This window comes from Bifidobacterium sp. SO4, assembly GCF_018555355.1.
In the GTDB taxonomy this organism is placed as follows: Bacteria; Actinomycetota; Actinomycetes; order Actinomycetales; family Bifidobacteriaceae; genus Bifidobacterium; species Bifidobacterium miconisargentati.
This window is the reverse complement of the sequence record NZ_JAFEJP010000020.1, coordinates 26,307-39,798: the sequence shown is the minus strand read 5'-3', so window position 1 is coordinate 39,798 and position 13,492 is coordinate 26,307. Positions and strand designations below refer to the sequence as shown.

Here is a 13,492-nt window from a genome sequence, read left to right as displayed (position 1 = left end):
AATAATGTATCTGCTGCTATTTATCTGCCACTTACGCCTAGTGCACCACGGTGACGGTGCATTCGGCGAAGTTGACGATCTGGCGGGAGACCGAGCCCAGGAAGTGGGCGTCGATGCCGGACAGGCCGCGCGAGCCGACGATGAGGTGGCTGGCGTACCGGGAGGCCGCGATGAGTCCTTTGGATGCGGGGATATGGAAGGCGTTGGCCGTCACCGTGACATCGTCGGGCACCGTGACCTTCGCCATCAACTCGGCCAGCATCTCCTCGGCCCTGCGTTGGCCCACATCCACCGGGGCCACGGCGTTCTCATAGCCGGGCACCGCGCCCAGGTCCTTAAGCTGCCAGCAGAACAGCACGTTGAGCTGCCTGTCATGAAGCTGAGCCTCGCGCAAGGCGAAATCGAACGCACGGCGCGACGCCTCGGACCCATCCACACCGACCACCACGGGTCGGCCGGATTCCTCCACAGGCGAGCCGGACTGCACGTAATGCACCTGCTTGGTACCCGGCGTCAGGGCATTGGCGATCGCGTCGGTCACGGACTCATCCTCGCTGCCGGCCATACGCACCACGGTGACCGGCACCTCGGCCTCCTCCGCCAGCGAAGCGGACAGCGACCCCAGGAACCAACGGGCCACACGGCCCAGCGAACGACGGCCCACCACGATCTGCTGCGCGTCGTGACCGATCTGCAGCAGCGCGGCAGTGCCGGACGCCTTCACGGACGTGAGCTTTAGCTTGGCGGGATCGAAATCGATGCCCTGCGCCGCATGATCCACCCAGTCGCGCAGTTCGTTGGCGATCTCACGGCGGACCTTGGCCCACGCTTCGTCGCTGTCCGGCTCGGCGCCCATGTCCCACGAATGCGTCCAGCCGAACACGGCATTGACGCTCTGCCCGGTCATCGACGCCTCCTCCAGCGCCCACTTCAGCGCCGCGAAGGACTCATCCGAACCATCCACACCGACCACGATGTCGGCCTCGGTGTTCAATTCAGTCATCACAACCTCCTTTGGCATCAGTTTGGATGATGAATCATTACGTCCCAGCATATCGTTTTCTTTCCCGCTTACGGCGCAATTCATGGAATCAGGCGAATAAACGTCACCGTGAATCGGTAGAGTAAAACGGAATGTCAATTGAGGAAGGACAAGCATGTTCGAACGGTTTACCGACCGTGCACGGCGCGTGATCGTGTTGGCGCAGGAAGAGGCAAGATCCCTGCAGCACAACTACATCGGCACCGAACACCTGCTGCTCGGCCTGATCCGCGAGGGTGAGGGCGTGGCCGCGAAGGCGCTCGCCTCGAAGGGCGTGACGCTGGATGCCACCCGCAAGCAGGTCGAGGAAATGATCGGCAAGGGCAACGCGGCTCCGAACGGGCACATCCCCTTTACTCCGCACGCCAAGCAGGTGCTGGAGTTCTCGCTGCGCGAAGCGTTGCAGCTCGGCCATAGCTACATCGGCACCGAGCACATTCTGCTGGGCCTGATCCGCGAGGGCGAGGGCGTGGGCACCCAGGTGCTCATCAAGATGGACGTCGATCTGGGCGAGCTGCGCAGCGCCACCATCGATATGATCCGCGGCAATTCCGGCACCGGTTCCGCCGACGGCAAGGGCGACCTGGCCAACGCCGGCGGCGTGGCGGACAAGCAGAACAAGTCCGGTTCCGCCATCCTCGACCAGTTCGGCCGCAACCTCACGCAGGAGGCCGCCGAAGGCAAGCTCGACCCGGTCATCGGCCGTACCAACGAGATCGAGCGCGTGATGGTCGTGCTCTCCCGCCGCACCAAGAACAACCCGGTGCTGATCGGCGAACCCGGCGTGGGCAAGACCGCCGTGGTGGAGGGCCTGGCTCAGAAGATCAACGCCGGCGACGTGCCGGAAACCCTGAAGGGCAAGCAGGTCTACTCGCTCGACCTCGGCTCCATGGTGGCCGGTTCGCGTTACCGTGGCGACTTCGAGGAGCGCCTGAAGAAGGTCCTCAAGGAAATCAAGACCCGCGGCGACATCGTGCTGTTCATCGACGAGATCCACACCATCGTGGGCGCCGGCTCGGCCGACGGCGCGCTGGGCGCCTCCGATATGTTGAAGCCGATGCTGGCCCGCGGCGAGCTTCAGACCATCGGTGCCACCACCACGGACGAGTACCGCAAGTACATTGAGAAGGACGCGGCCCTCGAACGCCGCTTCCAGCCGATTCAGGTGCACGAGCCGACCATCGCCGAGACCATCGAAATCCTGAAGGGTCTGCGTTCCCGTTACGAGAACCACCATCACGTGACCATCACGGACGGTGCCCTGCAGTCCGCCGCCGAGCTGTCGGCGCGTTACATCCAGGACCGTCACCTGCCAGACAAGGCCATCGACCTGATCGACGAGGCCGGCGCACGCCTGCGCATCAAGCGTCTGACCGCCCCGCCCGAGCTCAAGGAGCTGGACGAGAAGATCGCCAAGGTGGCCGCCGACAAGGACGAGGCCATCAAGGCCCAGGACTTCGAGAAGGCCGCCACCCTGCGCGACAGCCAGGAGAAGCTGGAGGCCGACCGCAAGGCCAAGGAAAGTTCCTGGCGCGAGGGCGAATCCGACGTCAAGATGGTCGTCGACGAGGACGTGATCGCCGAGGTGATCAGCTCCACCACCGGCATCCCGGTGTTCAAGCTCACCCAGGCCGAATCCAAGAAGCTGCTCAACATGGAGGCCGAGCTGCACAAGCGCATCATCGGCCAGGACGAGGCGGTCTCCGCCCTGTCCCGCTCCATCCGCCGTACGCGCGTGGGCCTCAAGGATCCGAAGCGTCCCGCAGGCTCGTTCATCTTCGCCGGACCCACCGGCGTGGGCAAGACCGAGCTGGCCAAGACGCTCGCCGAATTCCTGTTCGACGACGAGGACGCGCTCATCCGCGTGGATATGTCCGAGTTCTCCGAGAAGTACGCCGCCTCGCGTCTGTTCGGTGCGCCCCCGGGATACGTGGGTTACGAGGAGGGCGGCGAGCTCACCGAGAAGGTGCGCCGCAAGCCGTTCTCCGTGGTGCTGTTCGACGAGATTGAGAAGGCCCACCCGGACATCTTCAACACGCTGCTGCAGGTGCTGGATGACGGCCACCTGACCGATGGCCAGGGCCGCAAGGTGGACTTCAAGAACACCATCATCATCCTGACCACCAACCTGGGCACGCGCGACATCGCGAAGATGGCGAACACCGGCTTCAACCTCGGTTCCAACACCGAGTCGAGCTACCAGCGCATGAAGGAGCAGGTGAGCGCCGAACTCAAGCAGCAGTTCCGCCCTGAGTTCCTGAACCGTCTGGACGACATCATCGTCTTCAAGCAGCTCACCGAGCCGCAGGTGCGCCAGATCGTGGATCTGGACGTCAAGCAGCTCAACGACCGCCTGTTCGACCGTCACATGTCGCTCGAACTCACCGACGCCGCCAAGGACCTGCTCGCGCAGAAGGGCTTCGACCCGCTGCTCGGCGCCCGTCCGCTGCGCCGCGTGATCCAGCGCGACATCGAGGACGCCATCTCGGAGAAGATCCTGATGGGCGACCTCGCCGACGGCCAGCGCGTGGTGGTGGACGCCGAGGGCGAAGGCATCCTGGGCGAGTTCACCTTCAAGGGCGAGACGTTCGAGGACGCCAAGCCCGCCGACGGTGCCGATGTTGATGGTGCTGACGCTGGTGAAGGTGGAAAGCCCGAGCTAGTCGACGCCTCGACCGCTGGCGACTCCGGGGCGGCTGATACCGGCGCAGCCGGCGAGCAGTCGGCCGAGTAAGGTCCGCTGACAGTCGATATAACGAGAGGGCTTCGATTCCGTGTGGAATCGAAGCCCTCTCCGTTGTGTTTCGGCTTCCTTCCTGAGCGGAGCCATCACGCCATAGAGCGACCGAGGAAAGTCATGTCCGGTATCAGCCTGATGCTCCCCTCAGTCAGCTTCGCTGACAGCTCCCCTCAGGGAGGGGAGCCAAAGGAATCGATCAGCCGGAGAAGTCCACCTCACCGAGTTTTTCGATGAGCTTCATGTTCTCGGAGTAATCGACCGGGCAGGCGATGATGTCGATGCCGGAGCCCGAGCGCAACGCGGCGCGCAGTGTGGGGTAGAGCTGATCGGCGGACTCGATGAGATGGCCCTTGGCGCCGAAGCTCATGCCGAGCTCCACCACGTCCGGGTTGTTGAAGTCCACGTACTCGTGGCTGCCGTCGTGCAGGTCCATCTTCCACTTAATCAGGCCGTACGCCTCATCCACCCACACCAGAATCACCATACGGGCACCCACGCGCACGGCGGTTTCGATCTCCTGCACGTTCATCATGAACGAACCGTCGCCCATGACCGCCAGTACCGGGCGACCCGGGTTCTCCAACGAGGCCGCCACCGCACCCGGCAGCGTCCAGGCCATGGTGGACAGGGAATTGTCGATCACGCAGGTGTTCGAATAATAGGTGGGGTAGAGGCGCGCCATCCACATCTTCAGGGCGCCCGTATCCACCAGGGCGATGTCCGTGTCCGTCTCCATCGCGCGGCGCGTGTCCGCCACGATGCGCTGCGGCTTCATCGGGAACGAATCGTCGTTCGCGTACGACTCGTATTCGGTCTGCAGCAGCTCGTGGATCTTCGGGTGCGAGACGCCGAACGTCACGCGCTCGGTCTTGAGCTGGGCGATGAGCGCGCTGAGCGTGGCATCGATATTGCCCATGATGTTCAGGGCCGTGGAGTAATGCGCGTCCGTGTCCTCGATGAACGTGTTGATATGGATGATCGTCTTGTCGTCGTTCGGGTTGATCTTCTTCGGATCGAACTGCTGGATGGAGAAGCCCACCGCAATGATGAGGTCAGCTTCGTCGAACGCGAAGTTCTCGTAGTCGTGACGCATGAAGCCCACCACGCCGAGGGCCAGCGGGATACGATCCGAAATCACGCCCTTGCCTTCGAACGTGGTGGCCACCGGCACGTTGAGCTGTTCGGCCAGCGCCAGCAGGCGGTTCTCGGCATGGCCGCGCGCCACGCCGTTGCCGGCAAGGACGATCGGGTGCTTGGCGCCGCGGATGATGCTCACGGCGCGGGCGATGGTGTCCTCGGTGGGCGCGAAGCTCATCGGATTGGGCAGTGGCAGCGGATGCGCGTCTGCGGGAGCCGGCATTTCGGCCACGTCCTCCGGCAGAATCAGACAGGTGGCGCCCGGACGGTTGCGCTGGGAGATGGAGAAGGCCTTGCGCACCATCTCCGGCACGCTTGCCGGCTCCACGATCATCGAGGTCCACTGGGTGAGCGGACGGAACACGCTGACCAGATCGATGATCTGGTGCGATTCCTTGTACAGGCGGGACACGTTGCCCTGCGCGCAGATCGCCACCAGCGGCGTGGTGCTGGCGTTCGCCTGAGCCACCGGCAGAGTGAGGTTCAGCGCGCCCGGGCCGAGCGTGGCCAGGCACACGCCGGGCTTGCCGGTCAGGTGGCCCTGGGTGGCGGCCATGAAGCCGGCGCCCTGCTCGTGACGGGTCAGGATGAACCGGATGCGGCCGTCGCGTTCGATGGCCTCCATAAGAGGGATGTTTTCCTCGCCGGGGATGCCGTACATGGTCTCGACGCCCTCGTTGACCAGGCATTCCACGAACAGGTCGGCCACGGTACGGATATGGTTGGTGTTCTCAATCGCTGCATTCACGGTAGGGAAGTGTAACAGGCGGGATGTGCGATTCGGCGTGGGTATGTTGTGACGCCGATGATGGGGCCGGGGTCCGGCTCGGGACGGCAAAAGACTGTATGTTCGCGTCTGAACGATGGAGTCGCGAACATACAGTCTCCTTTGGCCCGTGGAAAGACTGTATGTTCGCGGGCGCTTCGTCCAGACGCGAACATACAGTCTGCCGTCTCGGTTTTCGGGGTGACCGGCCGGCGGATCGAGGATGCGTCGATGCCGTCGACTGACTGGATGGACCGATGGCCCGCCTCTACCGCAGCAGGTCCAGCGGGGTGTCCACCGACTCGTGACGGGTGAACAGGGTGCGGCCGCCACGCACGGACCGCAGCACGGAACAGCGCTCATAGACGGCGTCGAACACGCTGGAGGCGTCCAGTACGATGAAGTTGGCCGGCTTGCCCGTCTCCAGGCCGTACGAGTCGCGCAGACCCAGCGTGGTGGCGCCGTTGACGGTGAGGAACTTCAGCGCGTCGTCGATCTCCTCGAAGCTCATCATCTGCGCCAGATGCAGGACGTAGTCGAGAATCAGCATCATGTTGCCGTTGCCCACCGGATACCACGGATCCTGCATGGAATCCTGACCGAGTGAGACGTTCACGCCCGCCTCGGTGAGCTCCTTGACGCGGGTGATGCCGCGGCGCTTGGGGAACGTGTCCTGACGGCCCTGCAGGTACAGGTTCTCGGTGGGGGCGCATGCGAAGTTGATGTGCGCGGCCTTGAGCAGCTTGGTCAGGTGGAAGAAGTAGGCGTTGTCCGCCGAACCCAGCGAGCAGGTGTGGCTGGCCGTGACCTTCGGGCCGATGCCCGCCTTGTACGCCAGGGCGGAGAGCAGCTCCACGTACCGCGAGTTCGGGTCGTCGGTCTCGTCGCAGTGCACGTCGATGAGCTTGCCGTATTTGGAGGCCAGTTCCACCACCGTGTGCATCGAGCGTTCACCGAATTCCCGGCACTGCTCGAAGTGGGGGATGCCGCCCACGCAGTCCGCGCCCATCTTGAGGCCTTCCTCAACAAGGTCGGCGCCGGATTCGCCGTGTGGGCCCTCGTACGAGTACATGCCCTCCTGCGGGAAGCTCACGATCTGGATGGTGACCGTGTCCTTCAGCTCCTCCTTGAGCTCCAACAGGGCCTTCAGGGAGGTGAGGTTCGGATCCGTGACATCCGCATGCGAACGGATGAACTGCACGCCATGCAGCATCTCCTTCTTGATGCCGATCTTCGCGCGCTCCTTGACCTCCTCCACCGTCAGATCGGACTTGGTCTCGCTCCAACGCTGGATGCCCTCGAACAGCGTTCCCGTCTCGTTCACGGCACCGGGCTTGCGGGCGGTGAACACGTAATCAAGATGCAGGTGCGTGTCGCAGAACGGCGGGCAAACGAGCTTGCCGCCCAGGTTCACGACCTCCGCCCCGTTCAGGTCCTTGCCCTGGGCCGCGAGTTTTGCGGTGAGATTCGGTCCGATGGCGGTGAATACGCCGTCCTCGACCAGGATGTCCTGCAAAGGTGCGGTGTCCGCCGCGGTGCTGCCCGGATTGCCGGTGGCGATGTGTGCGTTGGTGAACAGTGTGGTGGTCATCGAAGGCTCCTTGGGTCAGTTTGTCCAGATGTATTGCCGACTGGTTACGTACGTCAAGGGCTTGCGTAACCAACTGCGGTTATTCTCGGCACCACGCTTTGCGATGACGTGTATCCGATGCAACCGGTGTATTACCGGAGAATGGACAGATTGTATGGTGGTTTCGATTCGCGACGCACTGGCCGAAGAGCGGTTCCGCTTGGCGCAGCCCGTGGTCGAGGTCGAGGGGAAGGGCCTCGACCGACCGGTCCGGTGGGTGTTCACCAACGAACGCGAGGATGTGGCGAATTTCCTGTCCGGCGGCGAAATGCTCATTATCGAGGGCAACGCCCTGCGTGGTGCCGGATGGTCCGGAACCCTTGACGAATACGTGCGAAGCCTGGTCTCGGCGAACGTCGCGGCGTTGGTGGTGGAACTGGTCGAAGGCGTGCGGCAGATGCCGGCCGCACTGCTGTCGGCCGCCCGCGAGCAGCGGCTCACGCTGATCGGGCTCAAGGCGCGCGTGCCGTTCGTGGACCTGTGCCAGGAGGTCAATACGGCCATCGTCCGTGAACAGATGCGCTTCCAACTGGAGGTGGACACTATGTCCACCTCGTTGCGTGAAGGTTTATCCCATGCGGACGGCATCGAGGCCGTAGCCATGACCGTGGCGGAGCTGTTCGGTCAGTCCGTAGCCGTATTCGACGCGGACGGATTGCTCGCCGCCGAGGCGGGCGGTCCCTTCCGTACGGGGGAACCGACCGCGGTGGTGGCGTTGTCCGGGCAATCGCGGCCGGTGGGCGCCCTGGAGATATCCCAGCGCGCGATGCTGCTGGACGAGGACAAACGGCGGACGCTGGCCACCATCGTCTCACCGGTCGCCGCGCTGTACATCGACGGCGGCGCCCGCATCGGCATGATTCGGCATCTGGCACTGGGCCCCGCGGACGGCATCCACGCCTCGCTCTCCGAGGCCAAGGACGCCCACGCCATGCTCACCGCCCTGGGCTTCGCCGGATCATCCATCTACATGCCGTTCGCCCTGCGCTTCCGCTCGCTGGTGGAGGGCCTCGACTCCGTCTCCGACATGATCGAGCGATTCTGTGAGGAACCCGGCCATGAGGTGGCCTGCATGCTCTCCGGGGACATGATGACCGGTTGGATGTCCGCCGAGGACTCCACCGGTGGCGTGGCCGCGTTCGACGCTCGGTGCTTCAGGGAACTGGAAAGTCTCGGCGGCGGTATTTACGTGGTGCACGGCAAGGTGGCCATGGACACCGTCACCTTGGTGGACGGCTTCGCCGGCCTCAACGACGCGATGCGCCGCGAACCGCAATACGGGCAGGTGACGGGCACCATGTCCGCCGCGATCAGCCGTTTCGTGGCCACCGAGGATATGGACTGCGCCATACGAACGCTCGTCGTGCAGACCATCGGCGTGGAGGTGGCGTCGCAGCCCATGCTGCTGGACACGCTGTGCGCCTGCTTCGACAACCTCGACAACAAGACCGGAGCCTGCGAGCAATTGGGCATCGGACGGCAGACCCTGTACAACCGACTGGACAAAGTGACCCAGATGATCGGCGTCGACCACAACGATCGTCGGGATTGGTCCACCCTGCTGTTCGCCGCGAAACTGGCCAAGGCATGGCAATCCGAACATCAGGGATGACGGACCGGGCATGGCTGACAGACTGTCCAGCATGGTCCCGGGTGACGTAATCCGCGGTTCATGTTCCGGCAAATCTTGTGCGGCATAGTCATGGTCAACGCAGCGGACGAGGCCAATCCGATGCGAGACATCGGAACCGCTTCGCGGTGACGGCTTGAACATCACAAACACCAAGACACAGCATCACCTAGAGCTTCACAAGACTGTTCGGCGATTACGCCAACCACATTCCACTTGAAAGGGCGGTGACATCATGAGCTCGGCAACCATTACCTCCGCACGACTGATGAACTCCACACCGGAAACCGAAGAACAGGCCATGGTCGGGAAGGTGGCCGTCTCCTCCTTCCTCGGCAACTTCATCGAATGGTTCGATTACGCCTCCTATTCCTACTTCGCCACCACGATCGCCCTGGTCTTCTTTCCGGCCGGCAACCACACGGTGGCCATGCTGCAGACCTTCGGCATCTTCGCGCTGTCCTTCATCCTGCGCCCGATCGGCGCCCTGTTCTGGGGCAGCTACGGCGATAAGAAGGGGCGCAAGGCCGCGCTGGCGCATTCCATCCTGTTCATGTCCGGCGCGAGCTTCCTCATCGGATGCCTGCCGTCCTACTCGGTGATCGGCGTGGGCGCGCCGATCCTGCTCCTGCTGCTGCGCATGGTGCAGGGCTTCTCCGCCTCCGGCGAATACGCCGGCGCCGCCACCTTCCTCGGCGAGTACGCCCCCACCAAGAAGCGCGGTATCTACTGCTCCCTGATCCCGGCGTCCACCGCCATCGGCCTGCTGGCCGGATCCACGCTCGCCACGATGATGACCGCGAACCTCGGTCAGATGGCGATGGTGGATTGGGCATGGCGCGTGCCGTTCCTGCTTGCCGGCCCGCTCGGCCTCATCGTGCTCTACATCCGCACCAAGCTCGCCGACTCCCCGGTCTACCAGCACATGAACGACGCCCTGGAGGCCAAGACCGACAGGAACCTCGAGGACAAGGCCGTGGCCGACGGCGGCATGTTCGCCCCGCTCAAGGAGCTCTTCCGTGGACACTTCAAGGCGCTCGCCATCAGCTTCGGCGCCTGCGTGCTCAACGCGGTCGGCTTCTACACCGTGCTCACCTACCTGCCCACCTACCTGTCCGACACCGTGGGCATGGACGCCACCCAGTCCGGCACCATCACGACGATCTGCCTGGTCGCCTATGTGTTCATGGTGTTCGGCATGGGCCACATCTCCGACATGTTCGGCCGCAAGAAGGTGCTCATCGGTGCCTGCGTGGCATTCATCGTGCTCACCGTTCCCGCCTTCCTGATCCTCAACACCTCCCAGTTCTGGCCGGTGCTGATCGTAGAGCTCGCCATGTGCGCCACGCTCACCGCGAACGACGGCACACTGTCCAGCTACCTGACCGAGACGTTCCCCACATCCGTGCGCTTCACCGGATTCGCCTTCAGCTTCAACCTGGCCAACGCGATCTTCGGCGGCACCGCCTCCTTCATCGCCACCGGCCTGATCGCCCTGACCGGCTCGTCCATCGCCCCAGCCTGGTACATGGTGGGCGTGGCCGCGATCGCCCTGGTGGCCATGATCCTCTCTCACGAGAACACGGACAAGGACCTGAGCCACATCTGATCGGTGAGCCTCGCGTTCCGCGTCCCGCTGGTCGGCTCCCCTTCCTCGACGAGGGGGAGCCTGTCATTTGCGTTAACGCAATCCGACTATTTTTCCCAATCAATCACATAACCGCACGCCGCAATCCAAAGGAGTACAGCAATGGGTAGCAACCGCCGTATGGACCATATGACCTGGCCGGAATTCAAGGAGGCGAAGAACCGTCCCGTCATCGTGCCCATCGGTTCCACCGAGCAGCACGGGCAGCACCTGCCCATCGGCACCGATGCGGTGCTTGCCACCCGCATTTCCGAGGATTTGGCGGAAAAGATCGACGGCACCGTGCTGCCCACCCTGAGCTACGGCTACAAGTCCAAGCCGCTCTCCGGCGGCGGCCCGCTGTTCCCCGGCACCATCGACATGAACGGCGTGACCGTCATCAACCAGATGCACGATGTGTTGTCCGAACTCATCGCGGACGGGTTCACCAAGATCGTGGTAATGAATGCGCATTTCGAGAACGAGGCGTTCATCGTGGAAGCTATCGACCTCATCACCCGCGAGACCGGGGGAGTGGCCACCATCGTGGAGACCAACTGGTGGGATCCGCTGCCGCAATCCGTGGTGGATGAGGTCTTCGACGGCCTTGTGTTCCCCGGTTGGGCCCTGGAGCATGCGGCCGTGACCGAGACCTCGCTGATGCTGCACTACGCTCCGGAACTGGTGCACATGGACCGCGCGGTCGAGGAAGCCGGTGCCGAGGCCAAGTCCTACGTGCGCTACCCGGTCCGTCAGGGCGATGTGCCCGCCCACGGCGGACTCGCCAACCCGGCCGGCTCCAGCGCCGTACGCGGCAAGCTCATCGCCGATGCCTGCGTGGATGAGGTGGCCCGCATCTGCGAGACCGAATTCGCGTGATATGTGCGTGCGATACGTAGGTTGAGGAAAGAGTTCACCTTAGTGTCGTCTTAGCGTCGCCCCGGCACGGGAATCCGTTCAATCGCCGCTTCTACATTGCCAAGTGTGAGCAAGGGCATGAATCGCCGGCGCATGTGGTCCGGCAGGCGGTCGGGGGTCGTCCTCACCATCATCGTATCGACCATTCTTGCGGCTCTCGTGGCACCCAACGCAATCGGTGCCTCGGGAGCCGTTCCCTTTGACGGCGAGGATCCGGCCAGCAGCACGCGCACGGTGACCATCGCCGACATCACCGATTTCCATGGCCATATCGAACGCGGGGCCGACGTGGCCGCCGCCTTCACCTTGGCGGACAGCCATAATCCGGGCAACATGGTGGCCGTCTCGGCCGGCGACCTGGTGGGCGGCTCCCCATACGAATCCGCGGTCCAGCAGGACAAACCCACCTTGGCGATGGCCAGGACTTGGGGATTGACGATCTCTGCGGTCGGCAACCACGAATTCGACCGCTCCGTGGCGGACTTCAATAGCCGCATCGCCGCGCCCGCCAACGGCATCGACTGGCTGTGCGCCAACGTTTCGGCGGCCAACAAACGTCCGGACGGCAAACTAAGCCGGGTCAAGGACTACGTGATTCGCACGGTCAACGGCAAGCGAGTGGGATTCGTGGGTGCGCTCACCGACGCGCTCGGCTCGGTGGCCACGCCGCAGATCACGCGCGACGCCGACCTGGCCGAGCATGACGTGGACGCCATCAACCGTGTGGCCGGCGAGCTCAAGCGTTCGGGCAAAGCGGACGCCGTGGTGGCGCTGCTGCACGCCGACGCCTCCGCGGCCCGCGATATCGGGCGTGACGTGGATGTGGTGTACGCGGGACATTCGCACGCCGTCAAGCGTGACGTGACCGCGGGCGGCGCGCCGATCATCGAAGCGGGCAGTTTCGGGCGTGACGTGGCCGTGCAGGACCTCATCATCAAGGGCCATGGACCTCATGCCTCGGTGCGTGTGGCCGATGTGGACCTAGGCAACGGCGTGCAGCATACGGCGGTGCCCGGCGTGCTCAACGTGGAGGGTATGAACGCGCGGCCGGTTCGCCAGGCGGCGTGGATGAGCGCCGGCGGACAGGATGCCACCGCGATCACCCGTTCGCAGCAGGTGTATGCGTCGGCCAGCGCGTATGCGGCCAAGGTGGGCGGCAAGGTGATCGGCACCTTGGCCCATGGTGCCAATTTCGACAAGCGCACCTCGCCGGGCCATGAAGGGTCGGTGGGCATGCTCGTGGCCGACGCCAACCGTGAGTCGGTGATGCGGCACGTCTATGCCGGCCTGCGATTGCCTGTCGCCGGTTTTGCGAACGATGGCAGCATCAGGACCGCCCGGCTCGACATGGACGGGGACGGTCGTGTGACCGTACGCGAGGTGGACAGCCTGTTGGCGTTGCAGTTCAAGGCGGCGCATGAGACGCTGCGCGGCCGGGATGTCAAGGCCGTGCTTGCCCAGCAGTTCCGCCGCGGGGCGGATGGCGGAGTCAAGAGGCGTTGGATAGGCATCTCCTCGAACGTGGCGTACCGGTATGTGACCTGCGGGGGAGTGGACGACCAGTGTGCGGCCGAGGATGCCAAGGCGAAGGCCGGCAAGGACGATTCGGATGATGTCGATGACCGTGACGGCGATTCGTCGCGGGGACAGCAACGCGGCAAGGCGGCGGCCGAAGCGGAGGAGAACTACGAGAGGGCTCCGGTGCGTATCATGGATCTCACCATCGACGGCAAGCCAGTCGCCGATGACGATCTGGTGATCATCGCGTCCAATTCCTATCTGCTGCAGGGAGGCGACGATTACACGGCCTTCCGTGCCGGCACCAACTACGGTGAGCTCGATATGTCCTACCGTCAGCCGTTGGCCGAATACCTTGCGCGGCATCCCGTGCTTGCGCCGCATGTGCCGGAAACCGGTACGGAGGCGTGAGATTGGTTCTTGGCTCCTCCTCGGGGGCAGTTGAATGACTAAAGGCATCTCCATGTAACGACTCCCCTCAGTC

General features: G+C 63.9%; 8 protein-coding genes. 5 read left to right on the top strand and 3 right to left on the bottom strand.

Annotation, left to right across the window (positions count from 1 at the left end; all coding sequences use genetic code 11):
- Positions 1-37: 37 nt before the first annotated feature.
- Positions 38-1,003 carry a universal stress protein gene (locus tag JS536_RS10895; protein WP_214303859.1) on the bottom strand — a complete coding sequence of 322 codons (966 nt, stop codon included), beginning with the start codon at positions 1,001-1,003 and terminating at the stop codon, positions 38-40.
- 154 nt (positions 1,004-1,157) lie between these two features.
- On the opposite strand from JS536_RS10895, the gene JS536_RS10890 reads away from it, so the two are divergent.
- A complete protein-coding gene (locus JS536_RS10890) occupies positions 1,158-3,776 on the top strand; it encodes an ATP-dependent Clp protease ATP-binding subunit (protein ID WP_240544373.1) in 2,619 nt (872 codons plus the stop codon).
- A 202-nt stretch (positions 3,777-3,978) separates the two neighbouring features.
- On the opposite strand, the gene JS536_RS10885 is transcribed toward JS536_RS10890, so the two are convergent.
- Together JS536_RS10885 and JS536_RS10880 are read right to left on the bottom strand one after the other, a co-directional pair.
- Entirely contained in the window at positions 3,979-5,667 is a 1,689-nt protein-coding gene (locus tag JS536_RS10885; protein ID WP_214356938.1) for an acetolactate synthase large subunit, read from the bottom strand.
- 286 nt (positions 5,668-5,953) lie between these two features.
- Entirely contained in the window at positions 5,954-7,276 is a 1,323-nt protein-coding gene (locus JS536_RS10880; protein ID WP_214356937.1) for an amidohydrolase family protein, read from the bottom strand.
- A 154-nt stretch (positions 7,277-7,430) separates the two neighbouring features.
- Here JS536_RS10880 and JS536_RS10875 point away from each other — a divergent pair, with 154 nt between their 5' ends.
- From JS536_RS10875 to JS536_RS10860, 4 genes are all read left to right on the top strand, one after another.
- A complete protein-coding gene (locus JS536_RS10875) occupies positions 7,431-8,927 on the top strand; it encodes a PucR family transcriptional regulator (RefSeq protein WP_214356936.1) in 1,497 nt (498 codons plus the stop codon).
- A gap of 253 nt (positions 8,928-9,180) precedes the next feature.
- The gene (locus JS536_RS10870) at positions 9,181-10,554 is read left to right on the top strand and encodes an MFS transporter (protein WP_276310848.1); all 1,374 of its coding nucleotides are present in this window, start codon (positions 9,181-9,183) and stop codon (positions 10,552-10,554) included.
- Positions 10,555-10,695: 141 nt separating this feature from the next.
- A complete protein-coding gene (locus JS536_RS10865) occupies positions 10,696-11,451 on the top strand; it encodes a creatininase (protein ID WP_214356935.1) in 756 nt (251 codons plus the stop codon).
- A gap of 117 nt (positions 11,452-11,568) precedes the next feature.
- Positions 11,569-13,419: a 5'-nucleotidase C-terminal domain-containing protein gene (locus JS536_RS10860; RefSeq protein ID WP_214356934.1), complete on the top strand. Its 1,851-nt coding sequence runs from the start codon at positions 11,569-11,571 to the stop codon at positions 13,417-13,419.
- The last annotated feature ends 73 nt before the right edge of the window (positions 13,420-13,492 follow it).